This window comes from Streptomyces sp. NPDC001415, assembly GCF_053597395.1.
In genome coordinates, this window is the sequence record NZ_JBSFIE010000025.1 from 95,172 (window position 1) to 112,507 (window position 17,336).

Here is a 17,336-nt window from a genome sequence, read left to right on the forward strand (position 1 = left end):
AGACCTCCGTACATTCGACGTGCGATTCGTCGACCGAGTACTGCCGTACGTAGGCCGTGCCGTCCGCCAGAGCGTGCTGCGTCCGGCCGTCGCGGCCGCGACGGGTTTGACGGGCCGCCGCGCTGTCCGCCGAGCCGCTCTGCGCAGCGCCGGCTCGTCCGTCCTGACCTGCGCCGCCATCCGCATCTCCGCCCAGGCGCTCGGCACGAGCGGGCAGCTCCGGCAGCCGCAGACCGTGGCGTTGCCGTCCGGCCGTACGGCAGGTGCTGCTGCCTTCGCGGCCGCTGCCGCCCTGGAGTCGCCCCGACTGGGCGCCGTCCTCGTCCCCGTCGCGCTGGTGGCTGCGGTTTCCCGCGCCCGCTCGGGCACGTACTCTCCCGGCCGCGTCCTCGCGGACTTCACGATAGGCGCCGGGATCGCGGCGGCCACCTGTCACTGGTGGCCCCTGCGCCGCGACGAGCCCGCCGACACCGCACGGGCGAACGTGCCCGTCCCCGCGCTGCCGGGCGGCGAAGGCCTGGTCGCGGTCGTCAACAGCGATGCCGGCGGCGACGTCCCGGCCGAGGTCGAACTGCGGGCGCTCCTGCCGAAGGCGGAGTTGCGGATCTGCGAGAGCGGCGACGACCTGCACACCGTGCTTCAGCAGGCCGTCGCGGACATCCATGCGCGTGGCGGTGCACTCGGCGTCGTCGGCGGCGACGGCACGGTGAACGCCGCGGCCGTCCTGGCCGCCGACAGTCACCTGCCGCTCGCCGTGTTCCCCGCCGGTACCCTCAACCATTTCGCCGCCGACCTCGGACTGCCGACCCTGAAGGACACCGCCGACGCCGTGGAGGAGGGCACCGGCGGAGCCGTCGACCTGGGCAGGGTCACCGGTGACGGCCGCGACACGTACTTCCTCAACACCTTCAGCATCGGCGTCTACCCCGAACTCGTCCGGGCCCGCGAATCCCGCGAGGCATCCATAGGGAAGTGGCCCGCGCTGGCCGTGGGTCTGTTCCGGGTCCTCGCCGACGGCACGCCCATCGAGGTCAGTGTCGACGGACAGCCCCGGCGGCTGTGGCTGCTCTTCGCCGGCAACAGCCGCTACGACCCGCCGGGCTTCGCCCCTTCCTACCGGCGCAGCCTCGACGACGGACTGCTCGACCTGCGCATCGTCGACGGCAAGCACCCCTTCGCCCGCACCCGCCTCGTCGCGGCCTTTCTCACCGGCACCCTCGCGCGCTCCCGCGTCTACCGGGAAGCCACCGCGACCCGACTGCGCATCGACGGTGTGGGTAAGGAGGGCGACTACACCCGGGACGGCGAAGTGAGCCCCGCCTCCGACACCCTCATCCTCGGCAAGGCCCCGCGTGCGCTCACCGTCTACCTGCCGACTCCCCGGTGACGCGTGTAGCGGCCCACGCCCGGGGCCACAGCGTGGTGGCGTCGTACAGGTAGATGGAGGCTATGCGCCGGAGCCCGTCCGGTTACCTTCGGCAGGGTGAAGAGCCAACTGCCGCCTACATAGGGCCAGTTGGTGCTATTCCGGGCGGCCGGCTGCGGGGTGGGGCATTGTCATCCGGTCATTTCCGTCTGGTGAGTCCCGGCTCGTCTCTGCAGATGGTCCTGCCGTTCGGGCTGCACGCGATGGAAGGTGCAGACCGAGCGTGGCGGGAACGCGCCTGCCGGCCCAACATCCATTCATCCGGCCGTGGTTACGTGGCTTCAGCCGGGCCCGGGACGACTCGACGTACACATCACCCGTAGTGGAGTGCGACGAGAGGATTCGGTGCATGCCTCAGCTACCGGGCCCGGTCGGCAGGCTGCTGGACGCTGCTCGCTGGCTGACCAGCCCGCTCGCCCCGGACGACTATCTCGGTCTGATCGATCCGCTGCTCGGCGGCCGCCATCCGGCGGGACGCGTGATGGCGGTGCACCGGGAGACCGCGGATGCCGCCACGCTCACCATCCGGCCCGGCCGTGGCTGGTCGGGCCACCGCGCAGGCCAGTACATCCCGATCGGCGTCGAAGTGGACGGCGTATGGCACTGGCGCACGTACTCGCTCACCTCCCCACCGAGCCCGGCGGACGGACTCCTGGCGATCACTGTGAAGGCGGCGCCCGGCGGCAGGGTCTCACCGCGGCTGGCGCACCGGACCCGGTCGGGTACGCTGCTCCGACTCGGCCCTGCCCAGGGCGAGTTCGTCCTGCCGGACCCTCTCCCGCCCCGCATCCTGATGGTCACTGCGGGCAGCGGCATCACCCCGGTCATGGCCATGCTCCGCACGCTCATGGGTCACCAGCCGCCGCACCCCGATGTCGTACTGGTCCATAGCGCACCCAGTGCCGCGGACAGCATCTTCGGTCCGGAACTCCGCGAGGGCCAGGGGAAGGTGACCTGGTTGACCTACGTCGAACACCACACCCGCGCGCTCGGCAGGATCACCCCGGAAGGCGTGGCTCGCCTCTGTCCCGACTGGGGCGAGCGCGAAACCTGGGTCTGCGGCCCCCAGGGCCTGCTCGACGCGATCGAGGACCACTGGAACCGGGCACGCCTCGGCGACCGGCTCCACCTGGAACGCTTCCGTCTCGCCCCGTTCCCGCAGCCCGGCCCGACTGAAGCTCCTGGCAGCCGTGTCCTGTTCACCCGGACCGGTGTCGAAGCCGACGCCGACGCGTCCACCCCGCTCCTGGCCGTCGGTGAGGCGGCGGGCGTGCCGATGGCGTACGGATGCCGCCGGGGCATCTGCTTCGGCTGTCTCACCCCGCTCACGTACGGCCGTGTGCGCGACCTGCGTACCGGCGAACTCCACGACGGTACAGGCCAGTTGATCCAGACCTGCGTCACGGCGGCGGCCGGACCGCTCGCCCTTGAAGCCTAGGCACGCGAGGAGTATTCGTGACCCTCATCGCGAACGAGATCGCCGAAGCCGCCCTCGACGAAGAATTCGGCAAGGAACTCGACCGGATCCGTGCCGAGATCATCGCCGCGCGCGGCGCCGACGATGCCCGCTACGTCCGTACCGTGATCGCCACGCAGCGGGGCCTGGAGGCGGGCGGCAGGGCGGCTCTCGCCGTCTCGCTGTTCCCGCCGGCGTGGGTGGCGGGCACCGCCATGCTCTCCGTCGCCAAGATCCTGGAGAACATGGAGCTGGGCCACAACATCCTGCACGGCCAATGGGACTGGATGGGCGACCCGGCGATCCACTCGGCCACCTGGGAGTGGGACTTCCTCACGCCCGCCGGGGCCTGGAAGCGCACCCACAACCACCTGCACCACACCTGGACCAATGTCGTCGGCCGCGACCGCGACCTCGGCTACATCGTCTTCCGGATGAGCGCCGACCAGCCCTGGCGTCCGCGGCATCTCGCCCAGCCCCTCTACAACTTCCTGCTCGCGCCCTTCTTCGAGTGGGGCATCGCGCTGTACGACCTGGAGCCGGACGCGGTCGCCGCCGGTGGCAAGTCCTGGCGTGCCTTCCGCACCGACCTGAACGGGTTCCTGGCCAAGGCGACCCGCCAACTCGCCAAGGACTACGTCCTCTTCCCGCTCCTGGCCGGCTCCTCCGCCCTGCCCTGCCTGCTCGGCAACCTCACCGCCAACACTGTCCGGAACCTCTGGTCGCACACCATCATCTTCTGCGGGCACTTCCCCGAAGGCGTCCGGACCTTCACCGAAGAACACCTCGACGGTGAGACGCGCGGCGGCTGGTACCTGCGGCAGATCCAGGGCTCGGCCAACATCGAAGGCGGACCCCTCTTCCACATCCTCAGCGGCAACCTCGGCCACCAGATCGAGCACCACGCCTTCCCCGACCTGCCCAGCAACCGCTACGCCGAGATCGCCCCGCGCGTGCGCGAACTCTGCGACAAGTACGGCGTCCCGTACACCACCGGCCCCCTGTGGCGGCAGTACGCCTCCACCTGGACCCGCATCCTGCGCTTCGCCGTACCGGGCCGCTGAACCACAGAGGCCGCGATTGCTCAGATGGCCAGCAGCCGCTCTGCGGTCTCGCGGTACTGCTGCAGGGCGACGCGCAGTTCCTCGGTCTCTGCTTGGGTGTCCTGGCTCTGCCAGTTCGCGCGGAGGATGCGTTGCCGTTCCGCGAGGGCGTTCGTCAGGAGGGTGACCATCTCGTCGACGGTGCCATCGACCTCCTCCACCGCGTGACGTGGGCTGTCGACGAAGTTGTTGACGGCCTGCTGGAGGCGGACGGCCAGCTTGTCCCGTTCACCCGCCGGCAGCAGCCGCTGCTCCGGGCCCGCGGCGCCGGTGAACGGTTCGCCTGGTGCCTGGGACGGTTGTGGTCCAGTTGTCTGCGGGGCGTGCTGCTTGGTGAGATCCGGGCCTTCGGCCGCGGGTTGCCTCGCGCGTTCGGAGTCGTACAGCATTACGTGCCACTTCCCTTTGCTTGGTGTCGGCCGTGTGTGGTGGGCGCTTGGCCGTGGTCGCCGGGGGACTGCGTGCGGTGTCGGCCCGAGTCTGCTGCCTGTTCGGTGGCCAGTGCGGAGAAGAGGCCGCGAGCCTCGACCATGGCCTCGCGCATCTCTTCGGTGCTGCTCTGGCCGCGGACCGCTGTGTGCATGTCGCGATAGCCGAGGACTTGGTCGGCGTGGTGGACGGAGAGCGCGGTCAGTTGCTCGTCGAACTGCTTCCGGCCCGGGAATCCCCGGTCCTCGGCCAGTCGGGCCAGGAGCGCGTCGGCCTCGGCGACTGCCTTGTACGGCGACTCGACGAACTGCTCCTGGATCTGGGCCCATTGGGCGACGTACTGCTCGCGGGCCTCGGGCGGAAGCCGCTGCTCCTTGAGGGATCCGTACTGCCGTACGCGTTCGCCCAGTTCTTGTTCGGCGGCTTTGGCATTGCCGTTGTGGTGGGCCAGGGTGCGGCCGTACTCGGGGCCGAAGCGGCGCTTCAGCCCGCGCTCGCCACCGCGCCGGCCGAACCCGATGAAGAGGACTGCGGCCACGATCACGACAACCACGGCGATCACCACGATGGCGAACATCGACATGACGTGCCTCTCTGCTGTGTGGCTCTGAAGATGTTCTGCTGCATTCCGTCGCCTCCTGCCGACCGGTGCTTGTGTGCAGGCCGACCGGGGGGCGCCCACGCTACGTGGACGCCGCCCGGGACGCCCTGTTCCGCCTACCGGCGGTTCCAGGCGTAGCGGCGTCCGCCGCCGTTGCGGTGGTGACGGGAGAAGCCGAGGATCCAGAAGATCAGCAGGACGGCTGCGGCGATCCACAGGACGTGCATGGTGAAGCCGAACCCGAGCAGGACCAGAGCCAGCAAGAGAAGGAGAAGAAGAACGATCATGGCAGGACCTCCCTGCGTCACAGGGCCGCAAGCCCTGTTCTCCGCGGGGTCCGGGCGAAACAGAACGGGGGGCGCGCTGTCCGGAGAATCCCGAACGGCATAGCCCGACGCCGTGCCTGCCAGTCAACTCCCCGCGCTCTGCCCTGTCAACGCAACAGCAATACGGCCGGGTTCGCGGTCCGGAACCAAGACGGCGGGAGCTCGCACGGGCTCGGCGGCCGCCTCCTCCGGCGTCGCCGACGGCAGCAGGTGATCCTCCCACCAGGACAGGCCCATGAGCATGGCGAGCAGGACGAAGGGAGCCAGAACGGGGAACAGTAGCGCGTACATGGGCACCGCCTGTTGTCTGGAATGGCGCGCGGGCCGGTGGCAGCGGAGTCCTGCCGGTACCGCCCGGATGAGGCGCATCGAGGCCGCGTCGGGAACATGGGTGCGAGGGCGCCGGCGCCGATGTGCGCGGTGCGCTCCGGAAAGGGGGGCGCGGTAACTGGTCGGCACTGCCGGGGTCCTGGGCCGCTCCCGCACGCTAGCGCCGCCCGGATTCTCTGAACAGACGTCAAGCCGCCAACGCTGGGTATCCGCAACCTCCGTACAGGACTAGGCTGTTGAGTCAGGCCCCAGTCCCCGGTTGCGATGATCCGTTCCGCGTCCGGAGGCCCGCCATGATCGTGCTGCTCGTTCTTCTGGTCATGGCCCTCTTCGGTCTCGGATTCGTGAATGCCCTGTGGTGGGTGCTTGGCGCTGTGGTGGTCTTCGGCCTCTTCCGTTACGGACGAGGTGGATACGGCGGATGGGACCGCGGGGATGATGCCGGGTTCCGGAACTACCGTGACTACCGGGACCGCGAGGACCGGTGGGGGCGCCGGTACGACCGCCAGCGCCGGGGTCGGTGGCTCCGCCAGGACCGCCGCGACCGCGAGCATCACGGGTGACCGTGTCAAGGGACGCCGTGCGGGATGAGATCACGGTTCATGAGGAACTCGGGGCGGCGTCCATCACCTGGGCAGGAGACGCGGCGCTGGTGGTGCAACGTCAAGCTCCGGGATGTCGCCGCGGCCCTGGTCGCCACCGCTGAGGAAAAGGCGTTGCCCGCGGACATGCAGCATGCACTACGTCATGCCCTGCGCCGCCTTCATGCGCCGAGCGGCCATGAGGAGCCATCTGCCTTGCGGCCGGCACACCCCAGGAGCTGTCAGTAACGACGAACTGACCGCCCCCGCCCAGCGCCGTGGCTGCCGCCTGACCGCTGCGGTCGGTGAGCCGTCCAACCGGCCCACCGGGACGACCAGTTCAGCTGATCCTGCGCGCAGTTCAAGGAGCACAGGCGGAATGTCCGCCAGGCTGTCTGACATCATCCAGCCCCATCAGGTACAGCGGCAGCGCCGACTCAGGGAAGCGGGCAGGAGCGGATGAGCGAACCCGACAGCGCGACGCGGCACCACCCGGTCGTCGTCGCCCATCAATCCAGCCGTGCCGGTGACATCCAGCTGCGCATCGCTGATGCGATCACCAAGTTCGCAGGCTCAATGGTGTTCGTGTATCTCCACGCGGTCGGCTTCGCGGTCTGGATGCTGTTTCGTGGAGTCCAACCCGTGGCCCACGCTGACCCTAGTCGTGTCCCTGGAGGCGATCTTCCTGTCGACGTTCGTCATGATCGGCCAGAATCGGCAGGCGGAGTTCCAGCAGGCCAAAGCAGATCACGACTTCGTCGAGCAGGAACTGGAGCTCAAGACCAACACCGAGCTGACCCGGGCCATCCACACGATGACCGTCGAACTCCATCGCCGGCTGATGGCGGAACCCGAGCAGCAGTAGCCCGTCCCGTCGGTCCGGCAGCAAGCCTCGGCCAATTGCAACGCGGCCGGTCACAGCCCGAATCCGCTGCATCTTCCGGTCCACCCCAACCGGAGGATCGTGCCGATGAAGCGGTCCCGGGCCAACCGGTGGGCGGCAGCCGGGAATCAGCGGGCGGGGGTCAGGCGGGCCGGTGCGGGGTGGACTCCGCTTCGTCGTCGGTCCATGTGGTGGTGTCCGCGATGTGCCATCCGCCCGGGCGGCCGCGGGCCGGTGGGTCCTGTGGGTTGTAGTGGCCGGCTTCCCGGGTGCAGGTGAGCCTGACCCCGGAGGGGGAGTGGACCGTGGTGGCGTTGCACAGGTTCCCGGCTTCCCCGAGCGCCTCCAGGGCCCGGCGGCGCGCGGTGCTGTGGGCGCGAGCCGAGCGCGCGGCACGCTGGACGAAGGCCCGCAGTGCCTGCAGCTCGCCGTCGGCGCCGAGCAGGTCCTCTTCCACGCGGATGATCCGGTATCGGCCGACTCCGTACAGTCCGCCCTCCCGTTCATTTTCCCGCAGGGCGAACATTGCGGCCTCGGCCACCGACGGCGCCTCCAGGTGCACGGTGATGGACGAGACACCAGGAAGGGAGGCGCTGATGCGTTCCGCCACGACCCGGTAGACCCGGTTCTCCTCGACCTCGACCGGCCCCCGCCCCTCCCGCTCCTCGGCCTCGGCCGCCACCCTCTCCAGGCGCCGCAGCTCCAACTCCTGGACCCTGGAATCACGCTCCGGCGTGTAGAGGTCCATCGCCTCCTCGGTCATCACAGAGCCGATCCGGCGCCACTCCGTATGCTTCCACCGCGCCAGCCGCAGCGCCTCCAACCGCCCCGGCTCCAGCCCTCCCAGCTCCTGCGGGCCCCGCTCGGTCCGGCGCTCCCAGCCTTGCGCCGTCCTGGTCTCCGCCGCCACCTGCTCGCGGGTCATCCCGGTGGCCTTCCGCTGCACGTTCTTGCGGGCGATTTCCTGTGCCGTGTACCTCTGAACAGGCATCTGCGTTCCGTCTCGACTGTGAAGCTCAGCGCGGTGGAGCTCCTGGAGCTGTCACCCGGGGGAGCTGAAATTCTCACCTCCCTCCATGCTGCACCTCCAAGAGACACCCCGAGCTGTTCACACGGCAGTCCCTGTTCCCTGCGGGGCCCATGTGGCCGGTTGCCGGGTGGTGCAGCCGGTGGCTATTGCTGATGCTCGGCCACGTGGCAGAGGGCCCCGCGCGGGGATGTGCGCGACCTCGCCGACGGCAGGTGCCCGGCCAGTGGAGCCGGGCACCCAGAGCGCGGTTCCGGCGGGGAGGCCGGTCGGTCGCCCTACATCATCGGTCGCGGACGCGGGTGCGCGTAGTAGGTGCCCACCTGCTGGTGGTAGTCCGGGTTGCCGAGGTGCTTCTCCTTGTCGAACTCGGGCGCGTTCTTGATCTGGTCCTTGGTGCGGTCGACGTAGATCTTCTTTTCCTTCGGGTCGACGCGGACGATGATCCCGGCCGGCAGGAGGACCTCCTTGCCGAAGATCCATGCTCCCGTGTCGACGACGATGTACGCGGCGCCTACGTCCTCGGAGTGCTTGTCGACCTTGCCGATGCTGCCGTCACTCGCCTCGACCTTGAAGCCGGTCAGATCCATGCCGGACTGGTAGGCGGCCACCGGCCGGTATACCCACACGTTCTCGTCCACGGAGGTGCTCCTTCGCGAGTAGTTCTGGGTGAGTGGGACGCTCGATCGGCGTTCAGTCCCGGAAAGCGTCCTTGGCCTTCTCCCTGGCCTGCTTCAGGTCGCCACCGACCTGTTCGCGGCGGCCCTTCCTCTTGAGCCGCCTGTCTCCGGTGGCACGGCCGGCGCCTTCCTTGAGCCGCCCGGTGAGCGACTGGGCGCTGTTCCTGAGTTTGTCGGCGAGGCCCATGACGGTCCCTCTTCTCGTTCGACGAGGCGCCGGGAGGAGTCTCCCGGCGCAGGCTGCCCGTCTCGCAGATGCGAGGACGGGCAGGCGGGGGCTAGCGGTGGCTGCCGGCGGAGCGGCCCGAGCCCATATGGCCGCGCATGAAGAATCCGATGACCCACAGAACCAGCAGCACCACGGCGACATACCACAGGACGTGCAGGGTGAAGCCGAACCCGAACAACGCCAGGACCAGCACGATCAGAACGATCCAGAGAAGCATGGCCGAACCTCCGGTTCGCAGGAGTGCGCTCTGCGTTCCGCGGGGTCTCGGCGAAGCGAATGGCGGGAGGTCGCGCCCGGAAATCCCGGAGCGTCATGGCCCAGCGCCCTGTCCGCCACTCAACGCCGCGCCGCATGCCCTGTCAATGGCTCCGCGACGCGGGCATCGCGGACGCCGCAGTTTCCGGCGCTGTGACGGGCCGGGCGGACGCCTTCGATTGATTTCCCGTCCTATGGTGCAGGCGGACGGGCGGTAGCAGACTTGAGTAGTGAACCCGGAGTCACCGTCGAGGGTGTAGGGGTTGAGGATGATCCAGGCTGCGGATATCCGTGAGTGGCGTACTCAGGGCGTCGTCGACCCGGACGGGCACAGGATCGGCTCGTTGGAGGCGGTCTATGTGGACACCCGTACCGATGAGCCGGCGATGGCCACGGTGCAGGTCGGTCTGCCCACGCGGCACCGCCTGGTCTTCGTACCCCTGGACGACGCGATCGTCGGGCCGGGCTATTTGAAGGTCGCCTACGAAAAGGCGCTGGTGAAGAAGTGCCCGGCGATCGGCACGGACGACGTGCTGCCCGCCGAGGACGAAGCGGCGGTCTTCGCGCACTACGGCCTGACCTACCAACCCGGTGCCGGCGGTGAGCGGCAGCTCGCCCGCCGATAGAACGCCTGGCATCGGCCGAGGAGGCATCCGCGTCATGGTCTTCTTCTTGCTCCTGGTCATCGCGGCGATCGTGCTCGGCGTCGTCGGCGTGCTCGCGCACGGACTGCTGTATCTGCTGTTCATCGCGATCGTGCTGTTCGTCGGCGCGCTGGTCCATCTCGCCGTGCGCTGGCGGCGCTCCGGCCGAGGCCGGGTGCGCTGACCATACGCACGGCCCCGAGTCTTTCCGATGTCGATCCGGGCCGGTCCACCGGCAGCTCGATGCCGGTGGGGCTGCCCGGAAATGAGCCAGGCGCCGACTTCGTGGATGAAGCAGAGCGGGACGGAGCGGATGCTGCGTGTGACCACTCCCTGTGGTCCAGCGGCCGACGGCACTACTGGTAGGTAGCCCCCGCCGGGTGTGACAACCAGCGGTTCGGCTCGTGGATACTCGGCGTTTTGTTGCCCTGCCGCCGGGGACCAGTTTGTTCGGTACGGGGCTGTCCCGGGGAAACCGGGAGGCCCGCGCCCGCCCGCAGACGACGGTGCGCGGAGTAGTCTCAAAGCACCGAGAGCTTCTCGCGCGTTGGCGTTCATGCTGGTGCCGTTCCCGGCGAACCACCGGGCCGGGCACGTGGACCACGTGCCCGGGGACGGGTCCGCGCCATGACGACGACCCTCGACCGTTTGACCACCACCAGGCCCTTGTCGGCCACCTCCGCAGGTTCATCCCCGCCACAGACCCGCCCGGCCCTCACCCCGGCGGACAGAACCCTCGGCCCTCTCGACGACGCGTGGTGGCCCCGCACGCGAGACTTCTCCCTCGAACTCCGGCCCCTGGCCGCGGCATTGGACGAAGGAGAGACGGAGCGGACGTGTGGTGGCGGGCACTCCCTCACCCTCGCACCTGCGGTGCACGTCCCGAAGGCAGCCGACCCGGCAGCGAGGTGCGCCCCATGACCACCTTCGTCACCACGGCGGCGATCCTTGGACTGATCACATGGGAGGCATTCGTGATCCATCTGCGCAACGCACAGCTCAACCAGCGCCCCTCCGCCTTGTGGTACGGCCGCCTACTGCCGGAACTCACCGACCCGGCCGGCCACCCCGCGCGGCGCGACCACCGTGAAGGCGGCCGCGGGCGACTGCGTCCGCACCACCGCCTTCGCCGAAGGGCGCGTGGCCGTAACCGCATCCGTACCTGACACCGCACCCCGCCGGTCACCTCCGGGGGCCAAGTACCTGTCAACGCCCAAGCAGCGCTGAGGTGTTGACGGGCGAGGGGCGGGTCAGCAGGGTCTGAACAGATGCCGAGCCGACATCGGTAGGTGTCCGCAACCATGGGGCAGGGCTACGCTGTTGGGCGAGGCCCCAGTCCCCGGCAGCGATGATCCGGTCCACGTCCGGGAAGCCCGCCGTGATCGTGGTGGGACCGCGGTGACGATTCCGGTTTCCGTGGCTACCGGGACCGCGAGCGTCACAGGTGACCGCGCCAGGGGGTGCACCGTGCACGAGGCGATCACGATCCACGAGGAACAGCATTCCACTGTGTCCCTCACCTCGACGGGGGACGCCGCGCTGACTGTGGAAGTCCTCGAACTGCGCGTCCAGTGTGCCCAGTTGCGCCGGGCACTGGACAGCCGCGCCGCGATCGACCAGGCACGCGGCATGGTGATGGCTCTCGCGCCGTGCTCGTGTGGCAAGGCATGGGACGTGCTGGTCGACGTGTCGCAGCACTGCAACGTCAAGCTCCGTGATGTGGCGACCGCCCTGGTCGCCACCGCGGAGGGCGAGCCGCTTCCCACTGCGCTGCGCCGCGCACTGCGCCTTGCGCTGCGCCGCTGCCGGTCGACGGAGCCGGCGTGAGGCCGCTTGCGATGCGGCGACGCCGGGGGCTGTGCTTTCAACCCGCCGGCGCCCTTCGTCCCGGCATGCCTGTCGGACATCCAGGCGGGTAGCCCGCCGCCTAGTCCCCAAACCCAGGACCTCCGCTCCGCCGCCAGTACGTTCCGGCTATGCTGCTGAAGAGACGTCCCAGACCCCGGCGGCAACACTTCAGTTGGCCACGATGCCCGCCGGAAGCGGACCGTCCGGCGCATCCCTCGACGGAATCGACCGGGACCGAGCCCGGAACTCGGGCCGTCGGAACGGACGTTGATCCCTCCCCTCGCATGTACGCCCAGGTTGGGAGCGCCGCCATGCTCGTCCCCTGTCCCTCCCTCGTCGTCGACACCGCCCCCAGCCCGGGCGGAGGCCTGTGATGACCCGGTCAGGCCCGGGGCAGGCGCAGAAGCTGGAAGGCTACGAGCCGTCCACGGGCGGCGCCGTATACCTGCGTGGTCTGAGCCGCTGGCAGGCCGAAGGTCAGCGGCAGGATCTGGCCGACCTGTATGTGGAGTCCACCGGAGCGGAATCCGGCGAGGAGTACCACAGCAGGGAGGGCTTCCTGAGCCGTCTCGCCGCCGACGTGCGGCAACCCGGATTCGACATGATGGTCGCGGAAGCGACGGTGGAGGGGGAGGCCGCCGCCCTGGTGGGCTGCGCCTTCGGCTTCCCCGTACGACGCGACGGCACCTGGTGGCGCGGATTCCACGGACCACTGCCACAGCGCATCGAGCAGCTCACCGCATCCGGTCACGTCTTCGCGATCACCGAGATCGTGGTCCACCCGCACGAGCGTGACCGTGGCCTCGCCCGTCATCTGCAGGAGCGGCTGCTCGCCGATCACCAGGCCTCCCTCGGCGCCACCCTGCTGAACCAGACGAACCAGGTTGTGTACGACGCCTTCCGCTCCTGGGGCTGGCAGGACGTCGGAGCGGTCGAACGGCAGCCAGGCCCAACCGTCCTCCGAGCCCTGGTGCTCCCGCTCGGTGAATGGACTGCTGAGAAACCGGACGGCCTCGCACACAATCCGGGCACCGAGCGGCCCCGCGAAGCAGACGGCGTGGACCCCGGCATGAGATAGCGGGACGGCAAGAGGACGGGGCTGTCCCTGTTGTTCCGACATGAAGCCGCCTTCCTCCGCCTCGACATCGGTGAACGAGGCCGACCGGCGATGAGCGGGGGGCGCGTCCTGCGCGAGGCCGCCGGCCGCGTCAGCAGTCGGCACCCGGGACTGCATCTCACCCATGAGCAGGTCGCTGGCGAACCGCTCAGCGGGCGAAGTGGCCCGAGGCCACTGTCACGGAGATCGTCGCTCCGGGAATCGCTGCGGAGCGCCTGTTGCGCGCGACGTCCGGCGCCGGGCTTCTGATCGTCGGCCAGCGTCCGTACTCGGCGTCGCTCGGCCTGCACAAGGGTCCGGTGACGCACGCCGTGCTCCACCACGCCACTTCAATGTCGAAGGCCGGCGGCAAGGGACGCGCAGCGGTCGATGCACTGCTCGGCCCAGTACCTGATTGAGTCCCTGACGACGTCGTCGTGGCTTGACCAACGGGTGGCATAGCACCATGCTGTGCCACCCGTTTTGTTGTGCCGACTTGGTGGTGCTCCGCCTGCCTCGGCCGGCGAGGCTCTTGCGGCGAACGCGCAGCGAATACGTCGTTCCCTCGGGCCAGCTACTGCTGCCCCAGCCGCCACTCGTGGCCACGGCCCATCCCCGCTGGTCTGTCATCTGCGCGGCGAAGGAGTCCAGGTCGTGGATCGTGCAGCCGCATGTCAACGAGACTCGGATGCTGACATACGGGCTCCGGGGGTTGTCGTTCCCGCCCGGTCTATGCCTGACAGGCAAAAGCCCAGGTCAGGCGCCTCTTCTTGTGCCTCTAGAAGAAGCCCAGCTTCTTCGGCGAGTACGACACCAGCAAGTTCTTCGTCTGCTGATAATGCTCCAGCATCATCTTGTGCGTCTCGCGGCCGATCCCCGACTGCTTGTAACCGCCGAACGCGGCGTGCGCCGGGTACGCGTGGTAGCAGTTGGTCCAGACTCGGCCGGCCTGGATGGCTCGGCCGGCGCGGTAGGCCGTGTTCGCGTCGCGGGTCCATACGCCGGCGCCCAGGCCGTACAGGGTGTCGTTCGCCGTGCCGATCGCGTCGTCGAAGTCGGTGAAGGAGGTCACCGCCACGACCGGGCCGAAGATCTCCTCCTGGAAGATCCGCATGCGGTTGTCGCCTTCGAAGATGGTGGGCTGGACGTAGTAGCCGCCCTCCAACTCGCCCTCGTACACTACTTGTTGACCGCCCGTCAGGACTTTCGCGCCCTCCTGTTGGCCTATGTCCAGGTAGGAGAGGATCTTCTGGAGCTGGTCGTTGGAGGCCTGGGCGCCGATCATCGTGTCGGTGTCCAGCGGGTGGCCCGGGACGATCTGTTCCGTGCGGGCGATCGCCGCCTCCAGGAACTCGCCGTAGTGGCCGCGCTGGATCAGGGCTCGGGACGGGCAGGTGCAGACTTCGCCCTGGTTGAGGGCGAACATCGTGAAGCCCTCCAGGGCCTTGTCGCGGAAGTCGTCGTCCTGGGCCCACACGTCGTCGAAGAAGATGTTGGGGGACTTGCCGCCCAGTTCGAGGGTGACCGGCTTGATGTTCTCCGAGGCGTACTGCATGATCAGCCGCCCCGTCGTGGTCTCGCCGGTGAACGCGATCTTCGCCACGCGCGGGCTCGACGCCAGCGGCTTGCCCGCCTCCACGCCGAAGCCGTTGACTATGTTCACCACGCCCGGGGGGAGGAGATCCGCTACCAGGCTCATCCAGAAGTGGATCGAGGCCGGGGTCTGTTCGGCCGGCTTCAGGATCACCGCGTTGCCCGCTGCCAGCGCCGGGGCCAGTTTCCACACCGCCATCAGGATCGGGAAGTTCCACGGGATGATCTGGCCGACCACGCCGAGCGGCTCGTGGAAGTGGTACGCGACCGTGTCGTCGTCCAGCTCGCTGAGCGAACCCTCCTGTGCGCGCAAGGCGCCCGCGAAGTACCGGAAGTGGTCGATGGCCAGCGGGATGTCGGCGGCGAGGGTCTCGCGGACGGGCTTGCCGTTCTCCCAGCTCTCCGCGACCGCCAGCTCTTCCAGGTGCGCCTCCATCCGGTCCGCGATCTTGAGCAGGATGTTCGCGCGGGCCTCCGGCGAGGTGCGTCCCCAGGCGGGTGCGGCCGCGTGTGCCGCGTCCAGGGCCAGTTCCACGTCCTCGGCGGTGCCGCGCGCGATCTCTGTGAAGGGGCGGCCGTTGACGGGGCTCGGGTTCTCGAAGTACTGGCCGAGCCGGGGCGGCACGTACTCGCCGCCGATCCAGTTGTCGTAGCGGGACTGGAACGAGACGAGCGCACCCTCGGTGCCGGGCGCTGCGTAACGGGTCATCCGTGGCCTCCCTCTGCCGCGCCGCCCGCCCTTGGGCGGCGCACGCCGCGCAGATTAGGCGAGCGGACGTTGCAACCCCGTTGCGAGGCCCTGTTCACTTTCCAATTCCCTCAACTTGGCCTGTACGCATGCCTGTTGACACTTCGGGAGCGCCGTCGCCAGGGCCTGCCAGACCGGCAGGTCGTCTTCGCCCCAGGGGCTGTACGCCCAGTCGGCCAGCAACCCTGGGTCGGCGCGGGCCACTACCGCGGCCCGTAGCTGGCCGGCGAGGCGTCGGCGCAGCCGGGTCACCGCGGGGGCCTGCGAGGCCGGGAGGAGCGGGCCGGCGTACACCGTCATCGCCGCGGCCACCGCGCCCGAGCCGAGCCGCCGGGCCACCGTGTCGAAGTCCGCGTCCACGGGCGCGGTCAGCCGGTAGGGCCGGGAGGCGAGCAGGCCCGGGCCCAACAGCCGCCGTAGCCTGGACAGTTCGGCACGCAGGGTCACTGGGCTGACGCTCTCGTCGTCGTACAGGGACACGAGCAGTTCGTCGCCGCTCAGGCCCTCGGGGTGGCGGGCGAGGAGGACCAGGATCTCGCTGTGGCGGTGGCTCAGGCGCAGCTTGCGACCGTCCGCGACGAGCAGCGCCTCGTCCCTGCCCAGAGCGCTGAGGGAGATCGTCTCGCAGGGCAACGGCGGTGCCAGTAAGGCGAGTTCAGCCTCCGCGACCCGTGCCACGGCCTGGACGAAGCCCAGACTGTGCGGGTGGGCGAGGCTGTCGCCGCCGGTCAGGTCCACCGCGCCGAGCAGTCGTCCCGTACGTGGATCGTGCACGGGAGCGGCCGCGCAGGTCCACCGCTGGACCGGACGGCGGAAGTGCTCGGCCGAGAAGACCTGGACCGGACGGTCCTCCGCCAGGGCGGTGCCCGGCGCGTTGGTGCCCACGGCCGACTCGGCCCAGCGGGCGCCGGGTACGAAGTTCATCCGTCCGGCCGCGCCGCGCGTCCGCGGATGCCCCTCGACCCACATGAGCCGCCCCTGCGCGTCGCACACGGCCACCAAGTGCTCGCCGTCACCGGCATACGCCCCGGTCAGCTCCCGTATCACCGGCATGACGCGGGCCAGCGGATGGCCGTCGCGGTACCCGGCGAGTTCCTCCTCGCCGAGCTCCACACAGGCCGCGCCGTCCGGACTGACCCGAGCTCGCGCGGACCGCTGCCAGGACGCCGCCACCAGCGGACGCACCGGGTGCAGCACCCGCCCGTCCGCCGTGAACTCCTCGTGGGCGTGCCGGAGTTGGCGGCTGCGCTCGGCCGGGTCGGCCCCCGCATCCAGGGCCACCCAGGACTCGTCCCGCCTGTCCGTCAACTCGGCCTCCCGCACACCGTATGGACGCCTCCATCGTGGTTCCGCCGGGACGGCCGGGCAAGGACACCGGACGAACCAGCCATCGCTCAGGCGAAGTTGACCAGTCTGATGTACCGCACCCAGTCCCACTCCGGCCCCGGGTCCGTGTGGTCGGTACCGGGGACCTGGTAGTGGCCGAGGATGTGTTCGCGGTCCTTCGGGATGCCGTACCGGTCGCAGACGGAGGCGGTGAGCGCCGCCGACTTCTCGTACAGCGCGTTCGTGAAGTAGGAGGGCTGGTCGACCCAGCCCTCGTGCTCGATGCCGATGCTGCGGGTGTTGTAGTCCCAGTTCCCTGCGTGCCACGCGATGTCGTGCTCCCGGACCATCTGCGCGATGTATCCGTCCGCCGAGCGCGTCACATAGTGCGCGGACACCTTCTTCGCCGGGTTCTGGAAGATGTTGACGGTGTTCGACCAGGTTTCCTGCGTGACGTGGATGATGACGTAGTCGATCGGGTACGCCGAAGGCCTGGTGGACGCGGTGTAGTTGGACGTGGAGGCGGGCATCCAGTGCGCGCCCGGATAGTCGGTGGTCCCGTCCGCCGCCGCCTGTGCCGCAGGGAACAGGAAACCGGCGGCAGCCGAGGCGGCCGCGCCCCGGAGGAGTCTTCTTCGGTTCATGGCACGCACCCCTGAACTAGACGAGTAGTTCCGATTGCTGGGTTCTCAGACGTGGGGAGGGTGTCCAACATCGGGTTGTGACGACCGATTTAGACACCCTCTTGACGGCAC

23 protein-coding genes are annotated in these 17,336 nt (G+C 69.3%); 12 read left to right on the forward strand and 11 right to left on the reverse strand.

Annotated features, from left to right (window positions below; all coding sequences use genetic code 11):
• Window positions 1–19: 19 nt before the first annotated feature.
• From ACWC2B_RS27760 to ACWC2B_RS27770, 3 genes are all read left to right on the forward strand, one after another.
• Window positions 20–1,387 (forward strand): diacylglycerol/lipid kinase family protein, encoded by a 1,368-nt coding sequence (locus ACWC2B_RS27760; protein WP_450721203.1) that lies wholly within the window; start codon window positions 20–22, stop codon window positions 1,385–1,387.
• A gap of 388 nt (window positions 1,388–1,775) precedes the next feature.
• Window positions 1,776–2,864, forward strand: coding sequence for a ferredoxin reductase (locus tag ACWC2B_RS27765; RefSeq protein WP_450721205.1), 1,089 nt, complete (start codon window positions 1,776–1,778; stop codon window positions 2,862–2,864).
• 17 nt (window positions 2,865–2,881) lie between these two features.
• Window positions 2,882–3,946, forward strand: coding sequence for a fatty acid desaturase family protein (locus tag ACWC2B_RS27770; protein WP_450721207.1), 1,065 nt, complete (start codon window positions 2,882–2,884; stop codon window positions 3,944–3,946).
• Between the two features lie 20 nt (window positions 3,947–3,966).
• On the opposite strand, the gene ACWC2B_RS27775 is transcribed toward ACWC2B_RS27770, so the two are convergent.
• From ACWC2B_RS27775 to ACWC2B_RS27790, 4 genes are all read right to left on the reverse strand, one after another.
• On the reverse strand, window positions 3,967–4,374 hold the full coding sequence (locus ACWC2B_RS27775; protein WP_450721209.1) for a hypothetical protein: 408 nt from the start codon (window positions 4,372–4,374) through the stop codon (window positions 3,967–3,969).
• Entirely contained in the window at window positions 4,374–4,997 is a 624-nt protein-coding gene (locus ACWC2B_RS27780) for a hypothetical protein (RefSeq protein WP_450721211.1), read from the reverse strand. The genes ACWC2B_RS27775 and ACWC2B_RS27780 overlap by 1 nt, the downstream gene beginning before the upstream one ends.
• Window positions 4,998–5,131: 134 nt before the next feature.
• Window positions 5,132–5,302 (reverse strand): hydrophobic protein, encoded by a 171-nt coding sequence (locus ACWC2B_RS27785; protein WP_438291033.1) that lies wholly within the window; start codon window positions 5,300–5,302, stop codon window positions 5,132–5,134.
• Window positions 5,303–5,425: 123 nt separating this feature from the next.
• A complete protein-coding gene (locus ACWC2B_RS27790) occupies window positions 5,426–5,632 on the reverse strand; it encodes a hypothetical protein (RefSeq protein WP_438291032.1) in 207 nt (68 codons plus the stop codon).
• Between the two features lie 332 nt (window positions 5,633–5,964).
• On the opposite strand from ACWC2B_RS27790, the gene ACWC2B_RS27795 reads away from it, so the two are divergent.
• Entirely contained in the window at window positions 5,965–6,234 is a 270-nt protein-coding gene (locus tag ACWC2B_RS27795; RefSeq protein WP_438291031.1) for a hypothetical protein, read from the forward strand.
• A 646-nt stretch (window positions 6,235–6,880) separates the two neighbouring features.
• The gene (locus tag ACWC2B_RS27800; protein ID WP_450721213.1) at window positions 6,881–7,117 is read left to right on the forward strand and encodes a DUF1003 domain-containing protein; all 237 of its coding nucleotides are present in this window, start codon (window positions 6,881–6,883) and stop codon (window positions 7,115–7,117) included.
• A 160-nt stretch (window positions 7,118–7,277) separates the two neighbouring features.
• Here ACWC2B_RS27800 and ACWC2B_RS27805 read toward each other — a convergent pair whose 3' ends face one another.
• From ACWC2B_RS27805 to ACWC2B_RS27820, 4 genes are all read right to left on the reverse strand, one after another.
• Window positions 7,278–8,126: a hypothetical protein gene (locus tag ACWC2B_RS27805; protein ID WP_450721215.1), complete on the reverse strand. Its 849-nt coding sequence runs from the start codon at window positions 8,124–8,126 to the stop codon at window positions 7,278–7,280.
• A 314-nt stretch (window positions 8,127–8,440) separates the two neighbouring features.
• The gene (locus tag ACWC2B_RS27810; RefSeq protein ID WP_344374661.1) at window positions 8,441–8,803 is read right to left on the reverse strand and encodes a PRC-barrel domain-containing protein; all 363 of its coding nucleotides are present in this window, start codon (window positions 8,801–8,803) and stop codon (window positions 8,441–8,443) included.
• A 52-nt stretch (window positions 8,804–8,855) separates the two neighbouring features.
• The gene (locus ACWC2B_RS27815; protein WP_450721218.1) at window positions 8,856–9,029 is read right to left on the reverse strand and encodes a CsbD family protein; all 174 of its coding nucleotides are present in this window, start codon (window positions 9,027–9,029) and stop codon (window positions 8,856–8,858) included.
• A 91-nt stretch (window positions 9,030–9,120) separates the two neighbouring features.
• A complete protein-coding gene (locus tag ACWC2B_RS27820) occupies window positions 9,121–9,288 on the reverse strand; it encodes a hydrophobic protein (RefSeq protein WP_450721220.1) in 168 nt (55 codons plus the stop codon).
• A 307-nt stretch (window positions 9,289–9,595) separates the two neighbouring features.
• Here ACWC2B_RS27820 and ACWC2B_RS27825 point away from each other — a divergent pair, with 307 nt between their 5' ends.
• The 7 genes from ACWC2B_RS27825 to ACWC2B_RS27855 all read left to right on the forward strand — a co-directional run bounded on the left by ACWC2B_RS27825 (window position 9,596) and on the right by ACWC2B_RS27855 (window position 13,333).
• Window positions 9,596–9,952 (forward strand): PRC-barrel domain-containing protein, encoded by a 357-nt coding sequence (locus ACWC2B_RS27825; protein WP_450721222.1) that lies wholly within the window; start codon window positions 9,596–9,598, stop codon window positions 9,950–9,952.
• A gap of 34 nt (window positions 9,953–9,986) precedes the next feature.
• The gene (locus ACWC2B_RS27830; protein ID WP_450721224.1) at window positions 9,987–10,154 is read left to right on the forward strand and encodes a hypothetical protein; all 168 of its coding nucleotides are present in this window, start codon (window positions 9,987–9,989) and stop codon (window positions 10,152–10,154) included.
• 443 nt (window positions 10,155–10,597) lie between these two features.
• Complete coding sequence (locus ACWC2B_RS27835; RefSeq protein WP_450721226.1) at window positions 10,598–10,891, forward strand: DUF5994 family protein; 294 nt, start codon at window positions 10,598–10,600, stop codon at window positions 10,889–10,891.
• On the forward strand, window positions 10,888–11,136 hold the full coding sequence (locus tag ACWC2B_RS27840; RefSeq protein ID WP_450721228.1) for a hypothetical protein: 249 nt from the start codon (window positions 10,888–10,890) through the stop codon (window positions 11,134–11,136). The genes ACWC2B_RS27835 and ACWC2B_RS27840 overlap by 4 nt, the downstream gene beginning before the upstream one ends.
• Window positions 11,137–11,437: 301 nt before the next feature.
• Window positions 11,438–11,797 carry an ANTAR domain-containing protein gene (locus ACWC2B_RS27845; RefSeq protein WP_450721230.1) on the forward strand — a complete coding sequence of 120 codons (360 nt, stop codon included), beginning with the start codon at window positions 11,438–11,440 and terminating at the stop codon, window positions 11,795–11,797.
• 394 nt (window positions 11,798–12,191) lie between these two features.
• Window positions 12,192–12,896 (forward strand): GNAT family N-acetyltransferase, encoded by a 705-nt coding sequence (locus ACWC2B_RS27850; protein ID WP_450721232.1) that lies wholly within the window; start codon window positions 12,192–12,194, stop codon window positions 12,894–12,896.
• Window positions 12,897–13,153: 257 nt separating this feature from the next.
• Window positions 13,154–13,333 (forward strand): hypothetical protein, encoded by a 180-nt coding sequence (locus ACWC2B_RS27855; RefSeq protein WP_450721234.1) that lies wholly within the window; start codon window positions 13,154–13,156, stop codon window positions 13,331–13,333.
• A gap of 359 nt (window positions 13,334–13,692) precedes the next feature.
• Here ACWC2B_RS27855 and adh read toward each other — a convergent pair whose 3' ends face one another.
• The 3 genes from adh to ACWC2B_RS27870 form a co-directional block, all read right to left on the reverse strand.
• Window positions 13,693–15,216, reverse strand: a complete 1,524-nt coding sequence (gene adh / locus ACWC2B_RS27860; protein WP_450721236.1) for an aldehyde dehydrogenase — start codon at window positions 15,214–15,216, stop codon at window positions 13,693–13,695.
• A gap of 54 nt (window positions 15,217–15,270) precedes the next feature.
• Window positions 15,271–16,536, reverse strand: coding sequence for a GAF domain-containing protein (locus ACWC2B_RS27865; RefSeq protein WP_450721250.1), 1,266 nt, complete (start codon window positions 16,534–16,536; stop codon window positions 15,271–15,273).
• 113 nt (window positions 16,537–16,649) lie between these two features.
• A complete protein-coding gene (locus tag ACWC2B_RS27870; protein ID WP_450721238.1) occupies window positions 16,650–17,225 on the reverse strand; it encodes an N-acetylmuramoyl-L-alanine amidase in 576 nt (191 codons plus the stop codon).
• Window positions 17,226–17,336 lie beyond the last annotated feature (111 nt).